The 20,679-nt window shown below is 54.1% G+C and carries 25 protein-coding genes; 13 read left to right on the plus strand and 12 right to left on the minus strand.

The features are described 5' to 3' along the window. Positions 1 to 33: 33 nt before the first annotated feature. From ACFQ14_RS03060 to ACFQ14_RS03070, 3 genes are read left to right on the plus strand one after another with little or no spacing between them, the layout of a single operon-like run. Positions 34 to 543, plus strand: coding sequence for a TRAP transporter small permease (locus ACFQ14_RS03060; RefSeq protein ID WP_377211223.1), 510 nt, complete (start codon positions 34 to 36; stop codon positions 541 to 543). After that, positions 536 to 1,822 carry a TRAP transporter large permease gene (locus ACFQ14_RS03065; protein ID WP_377211224.1) on the plus strand — a complete coding sequence of 429 codons (1,287 nt, stop codon included), beginning with the start codon at positions 536 to 538 and terminating at the stop codon, positions 1,820 to 1,822. Before ACFQ14_RS03060 ends, ACFQ14_RS03065 begins: the two co-directional genes overlap by 8 nt. Before the next feature lie 8 nt (positions 1,823 to 1,830). Next, a complete protein-coding gene (locus ACFQ14_RS03070; RefSeq protein ID WP_377211225.1) occupies positions 1,831 to 2,292 on the plus strand; it encodes a MarR family winged helix-turn-helix transcriptional regulator in 462 nt (153 codons plus the stop codon). Between the two features lie 199 nt (positions 2,293 to 2,491). On the opposite strand, the gene ACFQ14_RS03075 is transcribed toward ACFQ14_RS03070, so the two are convergent. The 6 genes from ACFQ14_RS03075 to ACFQ14_RS03100 form a co-directional block, all read right to left on the minus strand. Beyond that, a complete protein-coding gene (locus tag ACFQ14_RS03075) occupies positions 2,492 to 3,577 on the minus strand; it encodes an NAD(P)/FAD-dependent oxidoreductase (protein WP_377211226.1) in 1,086 nt (361 codons plus the stop codon). Between the two features lie 61 nt (positions 3,578 to 3,638). Further along, positions 3,639 to 4,001: a hypothetical protein gene (locus tag ACFQ14_RS03080; protein ID WP_377211227.1), complete on the minus strand. Its 363-nt coding sequence runs from the start codon at positions 3,999 to 4,001 to the stop codon at positions 3,639 to 3,641. Positions 4,002 to 4,088: 87 nt separating this feature from the next. Beyond that, a complete protein-coding gene (locus ACFQ14_RS03085; protein WP_377211228.1) occupies positions 4,089 to 4,550 on the minus strand; it encodes an Rrf2 family transcriptional regulator in 462 nt (153 codons plus the stop codon). A gap of 215 nt (positions 4,551 to 4,765) precedes the next feature. Then, entirely contained in the window at positions 4,766 to 5,464 is a 699-nt protein-coding gene (locus tag ACFQ14_RS03090; protein WP_377211229.1) for an SDR family NAD(P)-dependent oxidoreductase, read from the minus strand. 69 nt (positions 5,465 to 5,533) lie between these two features. After that, positions 5,534 to 6,508 carry a glutathione S-transferase family protein gene (locus tag ACFQ14_RS03095; protein ID WP_377211230.1) on the minus strand — a complete coding sequence of 325 codons (975 nt, stop codon included), beginning with the start codon at positions 6,506 to 6,508 and terminating at the stop codon, positions 5,534 to 5,536. Between the two features lie 85 nt (positions 6,509 to 6,593). Then, positions 6,594 to 7,208, minus strand: a complete 615-nt coding sequence (locus ACFQ14_RS03100; RefSeq protein WP_377211231.1) for an FMN-dependent NADH-azoreductase — start codon at positions 7,206 to 7,208, stop codon at positions 6,594 to 6,596. Between the two features lie 215 nt (positions 7,209 to 7,423). Between ACFQ14_RS03100 and ACFQ14_RS03105 the strand changes: the two genes are divergently transcribed. Together ACFQ14_RS03105 and ACFQ14_RS03110 are read left to right on the plus strand one after the other, a co-directional pair. Further along, entirely contained in the window at positions 7,424 to 8,074 is a 651-nt protein-coding gene (locus ACFQ14_RS03105) for a TetR/AcrR family transcriptional regulator (protein WP_377211232.1), read from the plus strand. Positions 8,075 to 8,089: 15 nt separating this feature from the next. Further along, a complete protein-coding gene (locus ACFQ14_RS03110; protein WP_377211335.1) occupies positions 8,090 to 9,055 on the plus strand; it encodes a glutathione S-transferase family protein in 966 nt (321 codons plus the stop codon). 11 nt (positions 9,056 to 9,066) lie between these two features. On the opposite strand, the gene ACFQ14_RS03115 is transcribed toward ACFQ14_RS03110, so the two are convergent. From ACFQ14_RS03115 to ACFQ14_RS03140, 6 genes are all read right to left on the minus strand, one after another. Then, positions 9,067 to 9,690: a TetR/AcrR family transcriptional regulator gene (locus tag ACFQ14_RS03115; protein ID WP_377211233.1), complete on the minus strand. Its 624-nt coding sequence runs from the start codon at positions 9,688 to 9,690 to the stop codon at positions 9,067 to 9,069. Beyond that, complete coding sequence (nrtS, locus tag ACFQ14_RS03120) at positions 9,691 to 9,903, minus strand: nitrate/nitrite transporter NrtS (protein ID WP_377211234.1); 213 nt, start codon at positions 9,901 to 9,903, stop codon at positions 9,691 to 9,693. Positions 9,904 to 9,969: 66 nt separating this feature from the next. Continuing rightward, on the minus strand, positions 9,970 to 10,290 hold the full coding sequence (locus ACFQ14_RS03125) for a hypothetical protein (RefSeq protein ID WP_377211235.1): 321 nt from the start codon (positions 10,288 to 10,290) through the stop codon (positions 9,970 to 9,972). Positions 10,291 to 10,299: 9 nt separating this feature from the next. After that, positions 10,300 to 11,331 (minus strand): glutathione S-transferase family protein, encoded by a 1,032-nt coding sequence (locus ACFQ14_RS03130; protein ID WP_377211236.1) that lies wholly within the window; start codon positions 11,329 to 11,331, stop codon positions 10,300 to 10,302. A gap of 30 nt (positions 11,332 to 11,361) precedes the next feature. Next, complete coding sequence (locus tag ACFQ14_RS03135) at positions 11,362 to 12,147, minus strand: SDR family NAD(P)-dependent oxidoreductase (protein WP_377211237.1); 786 nt, start codon at positions 12,145 to 12,147, stop codon at positions 11,362 to 11,364. After that, positions 12,140 to 13,054, minus strand: coding sequence for a sugar phosphate isomerase/epimerase family protein (locus tag ACFQ14_RS03140; protein WP_377211238.1), 915 nt, complete (start codon positions 13,052 to 13,054; stop codon positions 12,140 to 12,142). Before ACFQ14_RS03140 ends, ACFQ14_RS03135 begins: the two co-directional genes overlap by 8 nt. A gap of 163 nt (positions 13,055 to 13,217) precedes the next feature. Between ACFQ14_RS03140 and ACFQ14_RS03145 the strand changes: the two genes are divergently transcribed. From ACFQ14_RS03145 to ACFQ14_RS03180, 8 genes are all read left to right on the plus strand, one after another. Next, a complete protein-coding gene (locus ACFQ14_RS03145; RefSeq protein ID WP_377211239.1) occupies positions 13,218 to 14,489 on the plus strand; it encodes an ABC transporter substrate-binding protein in 1,272 nt (423 codons plus the stop codon). Between the two features lie 106 nt (positions 14,490 to 14,595). Then, positions 14,596 to 15,309 carry an ABC transporter ATP-binding protein gene (locus tag ACFQ14_RS03150; RefSeq protein WP_377211240.1) on the plus strand — a complete coding sequence of 238 codons (714 nt, stop codon included), beginning with the start codon at positions 14,596 to 14,598 and terminating at the stop codon, positions 15,307 to 15,309. Next, positions 15,306 to 16,004 (plus strand): ABC transporter ATP-binding protein, encoded by a 699-nt coding sequence (locus ACFQ14_RS03155; RefSeq protein WP_377211241.1) that lies wholly within the window; start codon positions 15,306 to 15,308, stop codon positions 16,002 to 16,004. The genes ACFQ14_RS03150 and ACFQ14_RS03155 overlap by 4 nt, the downstream gene beginning before the upstream one ends. 2 nt (positions 16,005 to 16,006) lie before the next feature. Beyond that, entirely contained in the window at positions 16,007 to 16,873 is an 867-nt protein-coding gene (locus ACFQ14_RS03160) for a branched-chain amino acid ABC transporter permease (protein ID WP_377211242.1), read from the plus strand. Further along, positions 16,873 to 17,931: a branched-chain amino acid ABC transporter permease gene (locus ACFQ14_RS03165; RefSeq protein ID WP_377211243.1), complete on the plus strand. Its 1,059-nt coding sequence runs from the start codon at positions 16,873 to 16,875 to the stop codon at positions 17,929 to 17,931. The genes ACFQ14_RS03160 and ACFQ14_RS03165 overlap by 1 nt, the downstream gene beginning before the upstream one ends. A 4-nt stretch (positions 17,932 to 17,935) precedes the next feature. Next, positions 17,936 to 18,826 carry a sugar phosphate isomerase/epimerase family protein gene (locus ACFQ14_RS03170; protein ID WP_377211244.1) on the plus strand — a complete coding sequence of 297 codons (891 nt, stop codon included), beginning with the start codon at positions 17,936 to 17,938 and terminating at the stop codon, positions 18,824 to 18,826. Between the two features lie 22 nt (positions 18,827 to 18,848). Further along, positions 18,849 to 19,715: an alpha/beta fold hydrolase gene (locus tag ACFQ14_RS03175; protein ID WP_377211245.1), complete on the plus strand. Its 867-nt coding sequence runs from the start codon at positions 18,849 to 18,851 to the stop codon at positions 19,713 to 19,715. 49 nt (positions 19,716 to 19,764) lie between these two features. Beyond that, complete coding sequence (locus ACFQ14_RS03180; RefSeq protein ID WP_377211246.1) at positions 19,765 to 20,670, plus strand: dioxygenase family protein; 906 nt, start codon at positions 19,765 to 19,767, stop codon at positions 20,668 to 20,670. Positions 20,671 to 20,679: the final 9 nt, after the last annotated feature.

Genomic DNA, 20,679 nt, shown 5'->3' on the forward strand with positions numbered 1-20,679 from the left:
GCCTGTTGATGTGAGCCAAAGGGTCATGGGCCGATGACATCTACCATCCGCCGGCTGACCCGGCTCCGCCATTGGCTGACTTCCACCTCGCGCATCATCATGGCTGCGCTTGTGCTGGCGCTGGTGAGCCTGGACTTCGTGCAGGTCATCATGCGCTACGCTTTCGGCACGGGCTGGCCGTGGGCAGGCGATGTCTCCATCGTCATGCTGCTGTCGCTGGCATGGATTGGCGTTGGCCATCTTTGGCTCAGCCGTGGACACATCGCTGTTGATCTGCTGGCAGGATCAAAAGCAGCCCTGCGACGCCGCATCGACATGGCCGCCTGCATTGTCGTCATCGCCTGTTGCGTGGTCCTTCTGCCGATGATCGACAAGACCATCGGCGTTTACGGCTTTATCGACCTTCCGGCGCTGGGTGTATCGGGTGCGGTCAAATACTGGCCCATCATTATTGGCACGACCTATTTGCTTATCGGAGCGGTTATCGATCTGGCGCTTCGGCTCCTCGACCCCGATGGTGGCGAAGGCGCAGCCCGTGCTTGAGCTGATCGCGGTCCTCTTCGGCACCTTCATCATTTTACTGCTGATCGGCTGGCCCGTCTTTCTCGCTATGGGTTTGGCCGTTGCCGCCTATGCGTGGTGGTTTGCGCCAAACCTGCCCGACATTGTGGTGGTTCAAAGCATGATGTCCGGTCTCGACAAGACGGACTTCACGGCCATTCCGTTCTTCTTTCTAGCTGGCGCGATCATGAACCAGGGCGGGATGAGCGCAAGGCTCTTGCGGCTGGCGCGGTCAATCCTTGCGCATTTCCGCGGCGGTCTGGCCCACGCGAATATCGGGGCCAGTATGGTGTTTGCCGGGGTGTCCGGCTCGGCCGTTGCCGACGTGGCGGCAGTCGGTTCGGTGATGATTCCGGCCATGAAGAAAGAAGGCTATTCTGGCGCTTATGCAGCCGCTGTCACGTCCTCGTCAGCCACGATTGGGCTGGTCATCCCACCCTCGATCCCCATGGTTATCTTCGGCCTGTTTACGGGGGCACCGATTGGCGACCTTTTCCTTGCAGGCCTACTACCCGGCTTAGCTATGGGCGGCTTTTTGCTGGTCGCTTCCGCACTGATAGCGCGGCGGCGTGGATATCCGGCAAGCCGCTGGCAAGGATGGCGCGAAATCTGGGACGCCTTCAAAGCCAGCTTCTTTGCGCTGCTCATGCCCGTGGTCGTCGTCTCGGGCCTTGTGATGGGCTTTGCGACCACATCAGAAATCGGAGCGGTCGCTGCGTTTTATGCGGCCTTTGTCAGCCTGTTCATTTACCGCGAAACAACGCCCCTCGAATTGGCAAGGGCGCTTGGCGAAGCGGCGGTGGACAGCGCACGGGTTCTCATCATCATCGCGGTGTCCGGCGGTTTTGTGTGGATCATCGCCTATTCAGGCATAGCGCGGGAACTGGTAGCCGCGATCACCGAAACGGGATTACAAGGAACCATGTTGCTCGTTTTGATTGCCATAGTCCTGCTGCTTGCAGGCACGATGCTGGAGCCGATAACGCTTCTGGTCGTAGTCGTACCTATTTTGGTGCCCGTCGCTTTGGCGGGCGGGGTTGATCTTGTTCATCTTGGCGTGGTGGCCATTTTGGCCTCATCCATTGGCCTCGTGACACCGCCGGTGGGAATCCTGCTCTATATCACAGCGGCTCAAGCCGGCAGCAGCGCCATTGATGTGATCCGCGAAAGTGCGCCTTATCTCGTGGCCCTCTTCGCTCTGGTCATCATGGTTGTGCTGTTCCCGCAATTGTCGCTTTGGCTTCCTTCATTAAGCCCCTAGAACGAGCCATGGCCCAATACGAGAAAAGCAAATCAGCTACTCCCGACGATGGGATTGATTCCACACTGACGTTCAGATTGGTCCGTGCGGCCAACCTGATGGCGCAGCCGTTTTCCAAGGCCCATGGAGAGCGTCTTGGCGTTACCCTACCGGAATGGCGCTGCCTTATGGCGCTTGCTGTCATGGAGGGTACTTCGGGCGAGGACATTGCCCGTTTCATGGGCATGGAAAAAATGACCGTTAGCCGCGCCTTGCGCCAGTTGGAACGCAATGGCCACGTCACATACCGCCTCGACCCCACCAACAAGAAGCGCAAAATCTGGGCAATGACGCCCAGCGGCACGGCAATCTACAACGAAATCCTGCCCGACGCTCTGGCCCGAGACAAACAGGCTTTTGCATCAATTTCTGACGAACAGAGAAAGGCCGTGATGCAAGCGCTTGATCGGTTTATCGCTGCGTTGGAATGAGGCGAAGCGGTGGTGCCTTTCCAATCGGGCCAATTGGTCCGTCAACTTCTACACCATCAAGGATGGCTAAGTTGTGGACTTCCGGCAGGTAGAGGAGCGACGAAGCGCCGAACGGTCGAGCTAGGATTTTGCAATTTACTGTCGGTCAGCCATCGACGACACCCCGTCAGGGTCATACTGAAATATATGCTGCGGCTGTTTAGACGTAGCTGCCGGGGAACATATTGGAGAGAAGCTGCATGCCTTTGCGCTTGACCACCATAAAGCGGCCCAGTGGCCGCCAGACGACCGTGCCTTCTTTGCCGATAGGTAAAAGAGCCACGCCATCTTTCGCGCCAAAGGGCAGGATTGTAAGCTTTTTAGCGAAGCGTTCGTAGGGCTGAGATGCCTGCCCGTTTTGGCACGCCATGATAGCAGAGGCGAGATATTTGCCCTGATTGTCTGCCATCTTAAGCATCTTTGGCTCCGCAATATCGCTGCAGTCGCCCAGAGCAAAAATGTGATCCTGACCGATGACATTCAGACTGAGTCCGACACGAACCTGCCCGCGTTCGTCCAGCCAGTCGGGGGCGAAGCTCTTGATCCACTCGGTGTTCGGCGTGATCCCAACGGCTTGCACGATAATATCAGCCTCCAGCCGTTCGCCGTTGTTCAACGTCACATGGTTTGCGCCGATCTCTTCCACCATTCGACCGCCAATCCGCTTGACCTTCTGCCGTTCCAACAAGTCAGTAACGCGTGCGCTGAAAGTCTCGTTGCCAACGGTGGCCATCGGGGCTTTAGCGCTACTCACCAAAGTGATCTCGATGTTTGGCGAGAGGTCGCGGTATTCGCCTGCCATTTCGACCCCGACCGGGCCATCGCCAACAATGATGACGCGCTTGGCCTTCGTGTAAGTCTGCATGGCTTGGCCGATCCTATCGTGGGCCGTTGCGCCAGATAGACCAAACTGTTCGGTCGGCAGTTTTGTGGTTGAGCCCGTTGCAATGACGAGATAGTCGAACGGGATTGCTGTTCCATCGGTGAGGGTAATTGCGCGGTTTTGCGGGTCTATCTGTGCGACCTCTGCCTGCAGAAATGTGGCGTCCATGCCGATATCGGTAAAGTCGACGTAAATTCGCTCGCTCCAGCCGCGCGCCACCAATCCGCGCAGTGCGGCAGCCTTGTGATGGAAGTAGTCGTTACGGTCGATAACCGTCACATCGGCCTGATCTTTGAGCGAAGCGGCTGTGCGGAGGCCGCCATAACCGCCGCCGATGATGATGACTTTGGGATTTTGTGACATGGGTATAATCCGTATGTGAGGCGATTACAGTTTAGGGCGTGGGTAGAAAGCGCGGACCTGTTCAGCTCCGTCTTAGCCCAAACGCAGAGAAACCAAGGGCAAGAACCCAGACAAGCGGCCCGGCAAAATTCGCGGGCGGGCCGATAATTCCGGGTGCCACAAGAAACAGCAGAAACGGTATGTCAGCAGCCGACGTACCGATAGCGTTTATCCAAAACGCCGCGCGGTTGTTTTGCCAGTTAAAGCGGGCTGTCACGATGGCAAGCAGTGCGAAGAAGGCGAGGAAAAATGCCGTCTGGAAAAGCCGCCCCTGAACTTCGCCAGCTTCCAGTGCGCCCCCCAAGGCCGCTACCTGCCATGCTGCGCCAAGGTGCATGACGCCCCAGACACCAAAAAGAGCCGCGCCGATTTTTGCGTAGGTCAAATAGGGAGGCCTATACTCGCAAGATTCGTAATCGATATGATTACAGTTAAATATCGCAGCGTCAACCGTCACATGTGCTGTCGTTATTCAGGCTGTTGCCGGTTTCAACTTTGCAGCGATTTCGGCAATCGACACAGCCGCCAGTTCTGCCTGCATGGCATCGGTGGCCCGCGCTTTCACAACGTCCAGCACTGGCCCTATCCTAGATCCAATCGGGCAAGCTGCATCAGGCGGGCAGTTTGGGCTGGCGAAAATTTCCTGGCTGTCCACAGCGCGATAGATATCGAGAAGGGTGATCTGTTCCGGCGACCTCGCCAAACACGTCCCGCCTTTTGCACCGGGCTGCGATGTCGTGATGCCAGCCCGCCCCAACATGCTGATAATTTTCCTCACCACCGCAGCATTCGTGCTGGCACGTTTTGCAATATCCTCGGACCCAACAGGCACACCCTCCTTAACCGCCATGACGGTCAAAATATGGGTGGCAACAGCTAGGCGGGAGCTTACGGGCATGGCGAAAACTGTATGCGCCTCAGCAGCGGTTTTCAACGCATCTCATGCGGGCAGTATATCAAAAATCTGAAGTCCAGCCATTTTCAACCAAAGTGTTACCCTTGCCGAGAATGGGCAGAAACGGCGTTCTATTGGTTTAGGCGCAGGGGCAAGCTTTGCAGGTTTTACACGTACGGTATCGTAGAAACCATTTCCTGCGTGCAATGCCCTATCTGGGGCGCAAACTGTAGATTGCGTCAGGCAAGTGCATTTCAGAATTTCTCCACCCAAGGCCGCAGTTCTATTTCCCATGCCCAAGCTGATCGGTGCTGGTCAATGAGTGCCAAATATGAATCAGCGATTGAGTCAGGATCCAGTAAATGGTGGGTGTGCTCTGTCATAGCGTCGGCGTCCGATTTCCCGGCAGTCGAGATCCCGCCATCAATTACCACATGCCCAATATGAATGCCTTTCGGGTGCAGTTCACGGGCAAGAGATTGACAAAGGCCGCGCAGCGCAAACTTGCCCATGGCAAACGGCGCCGAATTGGCGAAGCCTTTTACCCCCGCAGAAGCGCCCGTGAACAGCATTGTCCCGGCGTTTGAGCCAAGCATCCGCTTGCTGGCATGATGCGCCATGAGAAACGCGCCATATGCGGTCACCATGAGTGCGTTCTCGACATCGGACGGATCAAGCTCCGAGATCGGCCCTCTGCTTCTTGCTGAAGGGTTATAGATCGCGACCTCAAGAGGCTTATTGATGGAGTCGATATGGGCAAACAGGGCTTCCACTTCGCGTGGCTCGCGCGCATTGCATTCGATCAGGTCCGCATTCAACTCCGAGCCGATTTCCGCCAGATCAGTAACGTCCCGCGCCGCTAATACGATGTGGTATCCCCTGGCGAACAATTTGCGGGCAACAGATGCTGATAGCCCCTGTCCAGCGCCGATGATGAGTGCTGTCCCTGTCATAGTCTACCTCCATCAAATCCATGGGTTTCTTCGACCAACGTTGAATTGGCAGGATACTTTGAGAGAACCCTATGAGCGCCCGTGCGGTGCGTCAAAATCCAAAACCGGATTGATCGGGATTATTCGGTGGGGATTTATGCTCTCATGGCTGATGTGATAATGGCGGACGATATGGTCGAAATTTATCGTCCCGGCGATGCCCGGCATTTGGTATAGTTCACGTGTATAAGCCCACAAATTGGGGTAATCGATAAGCCGCTTGCGATTGCATTTGAAATGCTGATGGTAAACCAGATCAAAGCGAACCAGCGTGGTAAACAGGCGCCAATCGGCTTCCGTCAAATCGTCGCCCACGAGATATCTTTGTCGGCTCAATCTCTCTTCCAGCCAATCCAGGCTTTCAAAGAGGGGAACGACAGCTGCATCATAAGCGGCCTGGGTTGTGGCAAAGCCTGACTTGTAGACCCCGTTGTTGATCGTGTCATAAACGCGCGCATTCACCTCCTCGATCTGATCCCGAAGCTGCGCAGGCCAGTAGTCGTGCGCATTGCCTGTCAGCCCGTCAAACGCCGTGTTGAACATGCGAATGATTTCAGAACTCTCGTTGGAGACAATCGTCTCGCGTTCTGTGTCCCACAGTATCGGCACCGTCACCCGTCCCGAAACCTTCGGATCGGCCTTGATATAAATATCACGCACAAATGGCAGCTGATAAAGTCGGTCGCCGGTCGCGCCGGGATAATCCGATGCAAAGCTCCAACCGTCATCCAGCATATCAGGATGAACAACAGAGACGTTGATATGGGTTTCCAGGTCTTTCAGCGCGCGGAACACGAGCGTGCGGTGCGCCCAAGGGCAGGCGTGGCTGACATAGAGATGATAGCGACCGCTCTCCGCCTTAAAGCCACCTTCCCCCGTGGGGCCGGCCGAGCCGTCAGCTGTTACCCAGTTACGAAACTTTGATGTCCATCGCTTAAAGGCGCCGCCGGTGCTTTTGGTGTCGTACCATTGGTCTTTCCAGACACCATCGACGAGCAGCCCCATGCAAAACTTCCTTGTATAAAGTGAAAAAGATTGATGCGGCGGTTCTGGTTAAAACAGTCCAATCACCGCCGCATGGAAGCGCAGTTTAAGCCGCAAAGCTCGTGATATATTCCTCGACCTGCTTCTTTGCTGCAGGAAGCTTTTCGTCTGCGTGCTGCATGAGTTGGTCGGCTTCAACGATGTGGATGTTGGTGATCCCGATGAAACCGAGCACGTGCTTCAGATAGCCGGTCGCGAAGTCAATCTCTGAACCGATCTGAGTGCCGCCAGAGGCAACAACCAAATAGCACGGGCGATCTTCACCGAGAGGTTTCGGACCATTTTCAGTGTATGTGAAAGTGCGGCCAAAACGGCAAACCTGGTCGATCCACAATTTGAGCTGAGCAGAAACGGTGAAGTTGTAGATCGGAACCGTGATGACCAGAGCGGATGCTTTTTGGAACTCGTCCACGATCTCATCTGACGCGGCAAGCGATGCCCGCGTCTCGTCAGTAATCTCTTCTTGCGGCGTGTAAGCAGCGGCAAACCAAGCTGCATTGACGACCGGCGGCGTGTTTTCTGTGAGATCGCGCTCGACAATTTCCGCGCCGTTTAATTTGCTCTGCAGACCCTCAGCCAACTGCTTGGCTAACGGCAACGAATATGAGTCTGCGCTGCGGGCGGAGGAGTTGATCAGCAGAATGGTTTCAGTAGATGACATTTTAATTTCCTTCGGAGTTGAGATGAAAAGCGAGCGAATGCGGGCAAACAAATTCATCGGCTTGACCTCCCGCGATCAGCGTCAAAGCAAACTGCGCTGTCCTTTGCGAAAGGCTCTCTGGCACTATCGATTAGCGGCATGAGGTGCACCTTGATTTTAATTTACTGATCGGTTAGTAAATTAATCTGTCGTGCCTGTCCAGCTTTTTATATTGATTGGTAGAAAAAATGTCCGATGATGAAAATCCATCGTCCGAAGTACGGGCTCCTGTTACCAAGCGCGGTCGACCGCGAAACCAGACGAAAGAGGACCTCCTTCATAAAGCGATGCTTGTATTCTGGCGCAAAGGCTATGAAGCAGCCTCTTTGGACGATCTGACGCTTGGCATGGGGATAACACGTCCGTCCCTCTACAATGATTTTGGATCGAAATATGAGCTATTTCTGAGCGTGCTGGATTATTACCGCGACCTATTTGGTGCCGAACCTATGAAAGCAGCGGCACAAGCCGATACTCCCGAGCAGGCGGTCGCTGCTTTTTTGCGAACAGCTCTGGAAGGCAACACACAGAAAAATAGTCCAACGGGGTGTTTGCTATCATGCGTTGCTGCGACCAATGCCACGGAGTTCCCAGAAGTCGGTGAAAAATTGGCGCAAACGCTTCAAGCGACACACGATGAGCTGTGCCGTGTGATTTGGGCGGATATTCCTCCCGCCGATGCTGAGGTCAAAGCAACACTGACGATTGATTTCATGAACGCGCAGGCCGTACGAGCGCGGGGTGGAGCTTCGCGAGACCAGATTCTCAAGGGTTTGCCCAGCCGCGTCGCGGCCGTGACGACAGCTTCACATTGCGAGGCTCGGTAGTCTCACATGGGGAAAATGTTTCGCGGCGAATGGATCACGGACGAAGGAATAAGCGCTGCACCCTCAGGCGCTTTCGAGCGCAGTCCATCCGTCCTCAGATCATGGGTTGAACCCGTCTCACAGGGCATAATCGCGCAGCAAAGCCAATATCCTGCGCAAGCAAATCGCTATCATTTATACGTTGCTTGGAATTGCCCTTGGGCGCACCGAACGCTGCTTATGCGCGCACTCAAGCAGCTTGAAGACATCGTAACTGTTTCGGTCTGCGCGCCGCGGCGAACGGACCAAGGCTGGATATTCGATCGCAATGCAGGCTACCCAGACGATCTTTTTGACAGCGAATTCCTACACGAACTCTATTCAAGATCGCATCGCAACTATTCAGGACGTGTCACCGTGCCAATTCTTTGGGATCGAGAGACGGACACCATTGTTTCCAACGAATCCGCAGACATTGTTCGCATGTTTGGCAGTGTATTCAATAACTGTGGCGGCAATGATTGGGATGCCTACCCGGTCGATTTGCGGGCGGAAATCGATCTCTGGAATGATCGCATACACAAAAATCTGAACAACGGTGTCTACCGGGCAGGATTTTCAGAGTCCCAAGAAGCGTATGAAAAAGGCTTCCACGATGTGTTTGAGACCCTTGATGCTCTTGAAAGCCATCTTGCAGACCGCCAGTGGCTTATGGGCGATGAGTTGACGGAAGCTGATGCTCGGCTGTTTCCGACATTGGCACGTTTTGACGTCGCTTATTTCGGTGCCTTCAAGTGCAACCTGCGTCGCCTGATCGACTATCCTAACTTGTGGGATTATGCGCGACGTCTATACAACTCGCCCGGTGTCGCAGCCACTGTTCGCTTCGACATCTACAAGCAGGGCTATTATTCCAAAAGCCCGAAGCGCAATCCAAATGGCATCGTGCCTCTTGGTCCTGATATTGACTGGAGCCTTCCTTCGACGCGCGGGTCGAGCTGAGCCGCTGTCATTCATACTGCATGTGCGCTTGCCGTATTCGCCGCGATACTGGTTCTTGCCGATATTGTCGTTAGTGCCACACTCATAATGTCTTTGAGCACTTGCGGGTCATCGGAAATTCTGGCGGTCACACCCATGGCGCGCGTCTGCGCAGACAAAAAACGTGCAAGGGCTCTGACATCTGTTGCGGGCGATAACTCTCCATCGCTGCAAGCCTTTCGGAGGCGCTCGTAAAAGGCTTGCTCTTCTTCGGAAAACGCGGCCACAACCTTGCGCCTTATTCGACGCGATTTGATCTCACTGTTTTCCGCAGCTTGCACCACAAGGCATCCGCCGCAATTGTCAGCGTCGGTGAGATTTTCAAAGAAAACCTGCAGCGCATCTGATATGGCCTCGACAAGAGATGAGTTTTCCAAGGCGGCTTTGAAACGGGCGTCGGATTTTTGACGATAGAAGTCTAAAACGTGAAGAAACAGCCCTTCTTTGCTTTCAAAAGCAGCGTACAGGCTGCCTTTGCCCAAGCCGGTCGCTTCGGATAAATCGTCTACGGATGTGGCTTCGTAACCAAGCTCCCGAAATACGGCGAGGGCGCGATTCAACACGAGCTCCATGTCAAATTGTCTGGTCTTTGCCATTTAGACACCTGTCTCCGTTCGTCCGACGCCATTGTTTTCGCTCGTCGTCGCTTCATACTCCTTGAGAGCCAAGACTGACGAAAATGTGGATACACAATAGGGGACGAGAAAGGTCAATCCTATTCGAATGGCGGATCCCGGATCTATCTCGCCCGCTATGATCTTTTGCCCGTGATTGATGAGTGCTAAAACGATGCCGACGACAAAACTCATCAGAAGGGCGCGCCGAACGACTCTTGGTCTACACGAATAAGAGATGAGGCTACGCATGCTGTGAGACTAGAAGTTCTTTGACAGTAGTGTTTCAGCCGTCATCGCAAAAGCGCGGAATGCAATCCGCGCCTCCATGGGTTTCAGGCACTCAGCAATTTGTTTGCCCACCATCGCAATTTTATCTGCGCCATTGGTTGCACTCTCCCGATAGACAAATTCGATATAGATCGGGCAAGCGTGAGGCGCGGTGTCCATCTCGCACACCATGACATTGCATTTGTCGACTGCAATGCCGTAGGTCGCCGCCAGAGTGTCTTCAATCGACCCGAGCAGCGGCTGCACGTCGGATATAAGCGCTCTGTCAACTTTGATGCTCAGATTGGGCATAACGCTGAATTACCCCATAAATCGAGCAATGGTGTCGCCGGGCGGATGACCGGGCCATTTGATGACTCCCATCTTGATCGAGGAGCGTTCGAATGTGCGCTCGGCATAGGCTGTGGTTTTCGGCAAGTCAGCCCACATCCAGTCATATCCCAAATACAACAATCGATACAGACTTGGTCCCCAGAACGCATCGGCCATGGTGAATGTCTCACCAGTTGCCCATGTGCGATCGTCCGACAAGCGTTCATCCAAGCCTCTGATTGCGTTCTGCGCGTGATCGATCAGTGACTGCATATTTGCTTCGTCGGAGATGAATTTTCGGCCCGCTTCTTCTTTCATAATTTTATGCGCATAGGCCTTTCGCAGCGGATGATCGGGGGCCATCGCCTCAAGCCGCAAATTGATCTGCTCGATCTTGCGGGTGTGCGCGTCCTGCATGCCTTTTTGGATGGCCGTGGGACGATGATCGCCGGCTGGGTTCTTGCCGTAAAACAGGCCCGCTATGGGCAATCCATCTACGATGTCGATTTCTTTGATGACGTCGTCTTTATTCTGATCAGGGATGAGCGTGTTCTCTCCAACACTAGCCACATGCATTGTGATGGTTCGTGAGTCTGCGATAACTTCGTTCGTCTCATAGTCGACCAAAGTTGGCACGACGAGCGGATCGAAACCTTCCTTGCCAACATCCGTGGCTCCTGAGTAAGAGCCGACCAAAGGCCTCTCTTTAGCAAGTTTCGAACTCATCCGCAGTTGCACATACTCAGGCGCATAATTCTCATTTAGCGGGGGCATGATGACCAGTTCATTGCTTGCAAATGAATGGCCTGCTTCGAGCAGAGCTACGCGCGACTTCTGTGAGCAAATCGACATCGTGAAATGAAACAATTCAAAGCGTGGTGACGCCTCGCTTTCTCCTCGGGGGGTGTCTGGAACCGGATGATCGGGGTGAACAATTGTCCGCCGTGCGGCGTCCCCCACCGCGGCCATTCTGGCTTGACGTGCGAGAGCTTCAAGATCGGGCTTTGTGTGCTGGTTCATTGCTTTTTTCCTGTCGTGGTAGTCGTGTGATCAAACGGACCGGCGCATGCCTGCGTCCACCAATAATTCGGTCCCGGTGATGGCGGTGGCCTCGCACGCAAACAAAACCGTGTCGGCAATTTCGGAAGGCTGCACGAACCGTCTCAGCGCGAGACCGAGATCTTCGGGTATCGTGACTTTCAGCGCCTCGTCAGGACTGACGCCAGCGCGTTCGGCATATTGCTCAATTTGACCGCCCGGCTCGGTCCATTGCGGCGTGAGAGTCGGCCCAGGCGATACATTGACGATCCGAACCCCTTGGGGGCCAAACTCGGTCGCAATATTGCGCGACAAATTCATGATTGCAGCCTTGGTTGCGCAATAGTCTGGCTGGATCACAATAGGTTCGCGCGCGAGCACGCTTGTGACGTTGACAATGACACCTTGATTTTCGATCAAAGACGGCAGGGCGGCACGTGTGGCCCTTACCATCGAAAACAGGTTGATGTTGAACAACCGCTCCCAATGGTCATCAGTGGTTTGCAAGAAACCTTCTCGCACCGGAGATGCACCGAGATTGTTGATAAGAATATCTACACCACCCATGATTTTGATGGCCCGCTCGATAAGTTCGACCGGCCCTTGGCGACTGCCAAGATCAAGCTCAAAAGCGCCGCCGCCGCAGGAGGTGGTTACCTGCTTTAGCGCGTCTGTTACGGCAATATCAGCCGATACGACAACAGCGCCGTCAGCGACGAAACGCTTTGCAATTTCCAGTCCAATGCCCACACCGGCACCTGTGATGACAACCCGTTTTCCATCAAATCGCTTAGCCATGTCCAATGCCCACCCCACTCAAATTATCGCAATGTTTTGAAACCACGTTCTCGAAGCCTGGCATCAGTGCAGCAGCCAATTGGTCCGCAGGCAGTTCATCGAAGATGCGCGAAAAGACCTCTGGTCCAACGGAATTCAGATGTCCTGCGGCAGCCAAAATTTTCGCTAGATCATCAATCGGTAGGGCGCCTTCACCGATAGGCAAACGGTGATAGAGGCAGTCCTCAAACAAGGTCATCGTGTTTGGTTTTGCAGCGGTTCCATCTGCAAACTGGACGTGATCAATGGCACCGGAAGGCAATTCGCTGATCAGGTGATCAGAGCGGCCGCCACGGCAGTAATGCCACGTGTCAAACATCAATTTCACATCAGGACGATCGATACGGCGCCAAACGTCAACGACATCTGCAAAACGCTTCAGGCCCCACATCGGCATGGCTTCGAGTACACAAACCATGCCAAGGGACGCTGCCTTATCCGCAAAAGCATATAAACGCTGAGCAATCTCGTCGCGGTTATAGCGGCCTTCGGGAAAGGCTGTGATTGTGAGCAATCGGTCAATGCCGAGCGCCTGGGCAAATTCAAGCTCGCGACCAAGCCCCGCTTCGAGAAAAGGGATCATCTCTTCCGCAGCGCCTATGGGCCGCCAATCGGGTAGCCATGATACAATCGGGTCGAGGTAAGTCAGTTTTTGGCCAGCGTCGTCTGCCATGGCTTTGATGGACGAAAGCGTTTCACCCGTTTCAAGCAGCGCAACCACGTCAAAAGGCGAAATATTGAGCGCGTCGAAACCATGCTTGGAGGCGAATGCCAGTCGCTGCTTGTAGGTGAGGCCCCTGACGTTTCCCCACCACAATATCCTCTTGGGTGGCGGCGCAATATCCGCGTCAGAAAAGATCGCACCCAAAACCACACCCTCCCAAGCGGATTCCAATAATGGAATGATAGTTACACATACATGCAAGTCCATGTAAACCGATAAATATGGAAATATGCTATTGACGACCAGGCGGGTCGGTGCCTTACTGGAATGATTAGTCCATACTTGTCGCGTTCTGGGAGGAGCAACAATGACTGACATCAGGAACAATTTAACCCGTCGTAAAGTGCTAATTGGTGCTGGCGCGGCTGCAGCAGCGGTCAGCTTTCCAATGCCGGCGATCGCTCAAAGCGGCGCTTTGAAACTTGGCTTCGTGCATCCGGAAACAGGACCGTTGGGTGCTGTCGCTGCTGGAGACAAATTCGTTCTGAACCATCTCAAACAGCAACTGTCAGATGGGATCGTCGTGGATGGCGGGCGCAAGCGCGCAGTCGAGATTATTGTCAAGGACAGTCAGTCCAGCTCCAACCGCGCTTCGGAAGTTGCAGCGGAACTTATCTTGAACGACGAAGTGGATATGATGGTCGCGGGCATCCACCCGCTGACGGTCAGTCCCGTTGCCGACCAATGCGAGCTCAATGGGGTGCCGCTGGTCTCCACCATCACACCTTGGGAGACGCAATATTATGGTCGCGGCGCGACTGACGAGAAGCCGTTTGACTGGCAGTTGCACCTGTTCTGGGGCTTCAGTGAAATAACCAACACCTACATGGACATCTGGAACCAGCTGGACACCAACAAGGTTGTCGGTGGCCTTTGGCCTAACAACCCAGACGGTATCGGTTTCGCTCAGGGCTTTACCCCGGTTCTGAAGAGCAACGGTTATACGGTCGTTGATCCAGGTCGATATCAGGATCTGACTGACGATTTTTCCGCCATTATCGCCCAATTCAAAGAGGCTGGTGTTGAAATCATTACCGGTGTGGCCTTGCCACCAGACTGGACGACTTTCTGGACGCAGGCAGCCCAACAAGGCTTCAATGTGAAAGCCGCAACAACCGCAGCTGCGCTCGCATTCCCCGGCACGGCTGAGTCGCTTGGACCTTTGGCGCAAAACCACAGCTTCGATTTGTTCTGGCACCCAAGCTATCCATTTGAAAGCTCCATTAGCGGCGAGAGTGCTACTGACTATGCCAAGGCTTTTGAGGCAGTGGAGAACGCTCAGTGGATTCAGCCGATTGGTACGATCCACATGATCTTCGAGACAGCTATCGATGTTCTCAAACGTTCAGGCGGCGGAGACTACGATGCCACCCGCGAGGCGCTTTTCTCAACCGACATTCAGACCATAAGCGGCCCGGTCAAGGCGGGAAGCGGCCCGGTTAAAAACGCGGTCCTGACGCCTCTGACAGGTGCGCAGTGGCGTCAGTCTGACGGTCCTCATGCTTTTGAACCCATCATTGTATCGACGGTTGCCGCTAAAAACGTGCCCGCTGGTGGCAAGGTAGAAAGCGTTTCCTGATTTTGGGCTCCTCCCAAGGTGATGGGGCGGGTGAGCATACTTTCTTTTTAGATGCTCACCCGCCGGATCTTGGCGGCTGACGATTGGTTTTTCATTGACCCCTCTATTGCAACTCAAATCTGTCGATAAAGCATTTGGTGCTGTGGTGATCGCGAAAGGTCTCGATCTGACCGTGCAGGCATCCGAAGGCTTGGGCATTATCGGACCCAATGGCGCGGGCAAAAGCACGTTGTTCAATCTGATCACGGGAGATCAGCACATAAACGGCGGCTCGATCACGTTTGGGGGGCGAGAAGTTTCAAAGGACAAGCCTTTCAAGCGTTGTCGGCAGGGCATCGGGCGATCCTACCAAATACCCCATCCGTTCGGCAAAATGACGGTTTATGAGAATATTCTCACGGCAGCAGTCTTCGGCTCGGGCAAGGGTGAAGCAGAAGCAAGTCCTCATGTGATCGAGGTGCTGCATCTAACTGGTTTGGCAAAAGAGGCGAACAAGCCTGCCGGGCACCTGACCCTGCTGCAACGAAAGCGCCTGGAATTGGCGCGCGGTCTGGCGACTGATCCCAAACTACTTTTACTGGACGAGATTGCTGGCGGGCTTACCGAGCACGAGGTCCAATCTCTTATCGGAACCATTCGCGACATCCGCAAAACCGGCATTGCCCTGATCTGGATCGAGCACATCGTTCACGCTTTGCTGGCAACGGTTGACCGTTTGATCGTGCTGAACGGCGGCGAATTGTTGGCCGATGGCGAGCCTGAAGCGGTCATGAAATCTCCACAGGTCCAAAAAATCTATATGGGGGTGGAGCCCGCATGACCACGATTACTACGCGAAATCTGAAGTCGTATTACGGTGATTTCCAAGCGCTGTTCGGCGTCGATGTGACTTTCAAGTCAGGCGAAACGACTGCGATTATCGGCGCCAATGGCGCGGGCAAAACCACGCTCATGAAGTCGATCTGCGGCATGATCAATACAACGCCTCAGATGATTTACGTGGATGACGTAGCCGTAGGTGGGCGTCCGGCACATACGGTGATCGAGACCGGCATTGCGATGGTGCCAGAAGGGCGGCGATTATTTCCATCGCTCTCAGTTGAGGAAAACATCGTTCTTGGAAGCCACTCTCATCGCTCCGGGCCTTGGTCACTTGAACGCATTTACGACCTGTTCCCAGTCCTTGCGGAGCGGCGGCACTTATCGGGAACTTCTCTTTCTGGCGGCCAACAACAGATGGTCTCCATTGGGCGCGCTCTGATGAGCAATCCAACCATGTTGCTTTGCGACGAAATCAGTCTGGGCCTTGCCCCGGTCATCATCGAAGACCTCTATACAACGATCAAAACACTGAAAGACGAGGGCATGTCGATCGTCATCGTTGAGCAAGACATCCAGCGCGCACTCAGCGTGGCGGACACGGTTTACTGCATGCAAGAGGGGCGGGTTTCGCTGTCCTCATCCGCGGCAGAGGTAAGCCTGGACGCCATACGCGACGCTTACTTCGGAATGTGATGATGGATTGGATCAACACACTTTTGCAGGGGATTTTGTTAGGCGGCGTCTACACGCTGTTTGCTGTGGGGCTTTCGCTGATGTTCGGCGTCATGCGGCTCGTCAACATAGCCCATGGTGACATGATCGTGCTTGCAGGTTTCGTCTCGCTAATCATCGTCGAGTCCTTGGGAATTGGCCCCATTCCAAGCCTTCTAATCGTCGTGCCGGTCTTCTTCGGTTTCGGATTTTTGCTTCAAACAAACATCCTCAACCGCACGCTGGGCGACGACTTGCTGCCACCCATGATCGTTACGTTTGGCATGGCGATCGTCATCCAGAACGCACTCTTGGAAGGTTTTTCCGCCGACAGTCAAAAGCTCAGCCTCGGCGAGGTGGAGACAGCAAGTGTCGCGCTCAACAATGACATCAGCCTTGGCATCTTCCCGATTATCATCCTTGCGGTCGCCATTGGTACGATCATAGGCCTTCAGGCTCTTTTCTATCGCACCAAACTGGGGCGCGAATTTCGTGCCACATCGGATGATCCAGAAGCGGCGCGCATGATGGGGATCAACACCAAACGCATATTCGCTATTGCAACAGGGATAGCCATGGCTGTGATTGGCGTTGCCGGCGTCCTAATGGCCATCCGCACGACGTTTGATCCGCTATCGGGTCCCGTCCGCCTGCTTTTTGCCTTTGAGGCCGTCATCATTGGTGGTTTGGGCAGCATATGGGGCACGCTTGCTGGCGGCATCGGCCTAGGTCTGGCGCAGGCAATTGGTGGACGCATCGATCCGCAGTTTCAGATCATGGCCGGTCACTTGGTCTTTCTCGCAATTTTGCTCGCACGGCCGCAGGGCTTGTTTCCAAAGGTCTCTCACTGATGACCGCATCTGATTATAAAATCACGCGCGCAACGCGAGCATCAACCATCGGGCTTTCGATCTTGGGATTGCTGTTTGTTGGTTTGCTTTTGTTTCCGATGACAGGCGACCGATCCACAATGCGGCTTGTGGTGGAAATTTGTTATTTTCTCGCTCTTGCCCAGATGTGGAACTTGCTGGCTGGCTATGCGGGGCTCCTTTCCGTGGGCCAGCAGGCCTTTATCGGTTTCGGCGGTTACATGATGTTCGCGTTCGTCACGTATGCGGGCCTCTCACCGATCATGAGCTTGCCGATCGCCGGATTACTCACCGGTCTTATTTCGTTGCCCGTTGCTTTACTGATGTTCCGCTTGTCTGGACCGTATTTTGCAATTGGCACTTGGGTCGTAGCGGAGGTTTTCAAGCTGGCATTCTTTGAAGTGCCTGCGCTCGGCGGCGGCTCTGGCATGAGTCTGCCGCTTGATGCCGTTCGCGCCATCGCATCGGACCGGGCTGGGCGGGAACTCATCATCTACATGACCGCCTTGGCAATTGCCGTCGGTTCGGTGGCAATGGTCTATCTTTTGCTACGATCCCGATTTGGTCTTGGCATGACCGCGATCCGTGACAGCGAGATAGCCTCTGGTTCGGTAGGCGTTGATACTTTCCGCCTCAAACTCGGCGTCTTTGTCGGCGTTGCAGCTTTCACCGGCATGATCGGAGCGCTGATCTTCCTGCAAAAATTGCGCATTTCGCCGGTTGCGGCCTTCGATGTCATGGAATGGTCCGCTGCCATCATCTTCATTGTCGTCATCGGTGGCATTGGGCGCATTGAGGGGCCATTTGTGGGCACTGCCATCTTCTTCGTGCTGCGCGAAGTGTTTTCAGATTATGGCTCTTGGTATCTCATCGCTTTCGGTCTGATGGCTGTCGCAATCATGCTCTTTGCCAAGCAGGGCATCTGGGGGCTGATCGCCGATAGATACGGCATCACCGTCTTCCCCATCATGCGTCGCGTGGAATTTAGCGATGCCACAGCCCTTCGAGTTTCTTCATCAACTTCAAAAGTAACGGAATAATCAAATGGCTCATGACAAAGACAATTATCTTCTCTGGCAAGGCACGGTACGCGAGCTTTCTCTGCCGGAACAATTGCGCGTTGCACGCGAGACGGGCTTCGGAAAAATTTCGATTACGCCTCTTCATGTCACCAAATGGAAAGAGGCGGAGGGTTGGTCCGCGAAAGATATGCTGGCCATGGCCGCGGATGAGGGCGTCAAACTGGCCCACCTCGACCCGCTCACACGGTGGGCACCCAAGTGGAAGCCTGACAATGTGGCGGAAGAGTTCTTCCCGTTTCTTGGCTTCTCGGTCGACGATTTCATGAAGCTGGCGGAAGAGTTTCAAGTCGAGAGCATGTCAACGATATGCTGCTTTCCTGCCGGTACGGTAAATTCGGTCCAGCTGACGGAGGCTTTCGCGTCCATTTGTGACCGTGCAGCGAAAATCGGTGTGCGCTGCGATCTTGAATTCATCCCGTTTTGGGGTCTGTTCGATCTTAATATGGCGTGGGCGGTGGTGCGTGACGCGGGCAAAGACAATTCCGGCATTGTTTTTGACTATTGGCATTTCATGCGCGGCAATCCCGATCTGGATCTTCTCGCCACCATTCCTGGAGAGAAAATATCTTCGGTTCAGCTGGCTGATGCACCGCTGACCTATCCGGAAGACCGCAGCGCACCGGATGATTGTCTCAACTGGCGCGTGCCGTGCGGCGAGGGCGAGTTCCCGGTCACCGAAATCACAAAGACGCTTGGGAAAATTGGCGGCATGAAAAACGTCGGGCCGGAGATATTCTCCAGCAAATTCGACGCCATGTCAGCCGATGAGATCATTGCATCTATCCGCGACTTTTTCCCCCGCGCACTTGAGCAAGCGGGGCAATTGAACGGCTACTCAGCGCAAGCTGTTTGACCTTATTTCTGGGAGGAAAATCATGGCTGACGTCAAAATCACAAATCACAAGGCTGACATCAAGGACATCAAAATACATTACACTGTCGCGGGTTCTGGGCCTGCGATCGTGCTTATTCACGGCTGGCCTCACACCAATTATGGCTGGCGCGAAGTGCAGACGATTCTGGCCGAGAGATACACGGTCATCTGTCCCGATATCCGGGGTGCGGGTTACTCAACGCGGCCTGAAACCGGCTATGACGCTGATAACTTGGCTGACGATATCCGCACTCTGGTTCACGATCACCTGGGCCACAACAAGGTTGTCGTCGTGGGTCACGATTGGGGCTCCGTGTGGGCCTATCACTATGCCGCCCTGTTCCGCGATGAAGTGGTTGGGTTGGCCAATTTCGAGATGATGATACCCGGCACGGGCGGCCACGAAGAGGGCATGCAACCCAAGCCTGAAGGAAAATTCTTCTGGCATATGAATTGGCATTCGGTGCCGGTTTACCCTGAAGAACTGATCCGCGGAAATGAGCGGAAATATCTCGACTACTACTACACCGAGTTTTCCTACAACCCGCAAGCTGTGACCAAGGAAGCGCTCGACGAATATGAGCGTGCTTTCACGCAATTCGGGTCTTTGCGCGCGGGTTTGGAAATCTACAAAGCGTTCTGGAAGCACCAAGAGCAAGCCATCAAGCACATGAAAAAGCCGCTGGATGTGCCCGTGATTGCTTGGGGCGGGGCGGCACTGATGAACAATTGGTGCTTGGAGAGCATGGAGAAAGTCGCCAGCAATGTCACTGGCGGCGGCATTCCCGAATGCGGTCATTGGGTCGCTGAGGAGCAACCGACCTTTGTTGCAAAACAGATCATGGATCTAGCCGATAGCACGCTCTGAAAGCGGCTGGCCAAGGCTTCAGTCCTCAAAAAAAATGGGAGATTATAAAATGACAGGTGCAGTGAAAACCACGCCGGATATGATTACAGACATCACGCTTAAGGAGTACGCGGGGACCAAAAACGAGCGAACAAAGCAGATCTTGGCATCGCTCATCAAACACCTTCACTCATTTGCGAAGGACGTAAAACTAACACCAGACGAATTAATTTTTGCTACACAGTTCCTAGCATGGGGTGGCCAGATCAGTGATGAAAAGCGGCATGAATTTATTCTGCTGTCTGACACACTCGGTTTGACCATGCTCGTCGAAACACTAAACGACGATCTACCTGAGGGCGCGTTCGAGCCGAGCGTTCTGGGACCGTTTTATCGTGAGGGTGCTCCCTATATCGAGCACTATGACAATATTTCGCGCGGCGAAAATGATGGTGTTGCAGCTCTCATTACCGGTCAGGTTCGTAATATTGACGGTGAGCCGTTATCTAATGCCGAACTCGATATCTGGCAGACAAACAACAATGGTCTTTATGAAAATACTGACCCCAATCAGCCAGATTTCAACCTAAGAGGCAAACTGAAGACGGATAAGGACGGCACGTATGCTTTTTGGACTGTGCGTCCCGAAGCTTATCCAATTCCAATTGATGGGCCGGTAGGAAAACTGCTTGAGGCAGGCGGGCGTCACAATATGCGCCCCGCCCATATCCATTTCATTGTTTCATCGCCGGGTTACAAAACGATCGTATCGGAGATCTTTGATCGGGAAGATGAATATCTTGGCGGTGACGCGGTGTTCGGCGTCAAGGACTCGTTGATCACCGATTTCGATCTGACGGACGATCCGGAAACGGCTCAAAAATACAAGAAGGAAAATCCATTCTACACCATGCGTTACGACTTTGTTCTGGTTCCTGGCGACCGTGCAAAAGTCAAATTCTCCGCGGCTCGTTAGATGCAAGCC

The organism is Pseudahrensia aquimaris, assembly GCF_042676045.1.
Taxonomy (GTDB): domain Bacteria; phylum Pseudomonadota; class Alphaproteobacteria; order Rhizobiales; family Rhizobiaceae; genus Pseudahrensia; species Pseudahrensia aquimaris.

Excerpts from the sequence above, each read along its gene's own strand:
- ACFQ14_RS03165 (WP_377211243.1), top strand. The coding sequence starts at position 16,873 with ATGACCGCATCTGATTATAAAATCACGCGCGCAACGCGAGCATCAACC.
- ACFQ14_RS03090 (WP_377211229.1), bottom strand. The coding sequence starts at position 5,464 with ATGACAGGGACAGCACTCATCATCGGCGCTGGACAGGGGCTATCAGCA.
- ACFQ14_RS03180 (WP_377211246.1), top strand. The coding sequence starts at position 19,765 with ATGACAGGTGCAGTGAAAACCACGCCGGATATGATTACAGACATCACG.
- nrtS (WP_377211234.1), bottom strand. The coding sequence starts at position 9,903 with ATGAGTTTTGTCGTCGGCATCGTTTTAGCACTCATCAATCACGGGCAA.
- ACFQ14_RS03110 (WP_377211335.1), top strand. The coding sequence starts at position 8,090 with ATGTTTCGCGGCGAATGGATCACGGACGAAGGAATAAGCGCTGCACCC.
- ACFQ14_RS03170 (WP_377211244.1), top strand. The coding sequence starts at position 17,936 with ATGGCTCATGACAAAGACAATTATCTTCTCTGGCAAGGCACGGTACGC.
- ACFQ14_RS03070 (WP_377211225.1), top strand. The coding sequence starts at position 1,831 with ATGGCCCAATACGAGAAAAGCAAATCAGCTACTCCCGACGATGGGATT.
- ACFQ14_RS03100 (WP_377211231.1), bottom strand. The coding sequence starts at position 7,208 with ATGTCATCTACTGAAACCATTCTGCTGATCAACTCCTCCGCCCGCAGC.
- ACFQ14_RS03155 (WP_377211241.1), top strand. The coding sequence starts at position 15,306 with ATGACCACGATTACTACGCGAAATCTGAAGTCGTATTACGGTGATTTC.
- ACFQ14_RS03060 (WP_377211223.1), top strand. The coding sequence starts at position 34 with ATGACATCTACCATCCGCCGGCTGACCCGGCTCCGCCATTGGCTGACT.
- ACFQ14_RS03145 (WP_377211239.1), top strand. The coding sequence starts at position 13,218 with ATGACTGACATCAGGAACAATTTAACCCGTCGTAAAGTGCTAATTGGT.
- ACFQ14_RS03135 (WP_377211237.1), bottom strand. The coding sequence starts at position 12,147 with ATGGCTAAGCGATTTGATGGAAAACGGGTTGTCATCACAGGTGCCGGT.
- ACFQ14_RS03160 (WP_377211242.1), top strand. The coding sequence starts at position 16,007 with ATGGATTGGATCAACACACTTTTGCAGGGGATTTTGTTAGGCGGCGTC.
- ACFQ14_RS03075 (WP_377211226.1), bottom strand. The coding sequence starts at position 3,577 with ATGTCACAAAATCCCAAAGTCATCATCATCGGCGGCGGTTATGGCGGC.
- ACFQ14_RS03095 (WP_377211230.1), bottom strand. The coding sequence starts at position 6,508 with ATGGGGCTGCTCGTCGATGGTGTCTGGAAAGACCAATGGTACGACACC.
- ACFQ14_RS03130 (WP_377211236.1), bottom strand. The coding sequence starts at position 11,331 with ATGAACCAGCACACAAAGCCCGATCTTGAAGCTCTCGCACGTCAAGCC.
- ACFQ14_RS03115 (WP_377211233.1), bottom strand. The coding sequence starts at position 9,690 with ATGGCAAAGACCAGACAATTTGACATGGAGCTCGTGTTGAATCGCGCC.
- ACFQ14_RS03175 (WP_377211245.1), top strand. The coding sequence starts at position 18,849 with ATGGCTGACGTCAAAATCACAAATCACAAGGCTGACATCAAGGACATC.
- ACFQ14_RS03125 (WP_377211235.1), bottom strand. The coding sequence starts at position 10,290 with ATGCCCAATCTGAGCATCAAAGTTGACAGAGCGCTTATATCCGACGTG.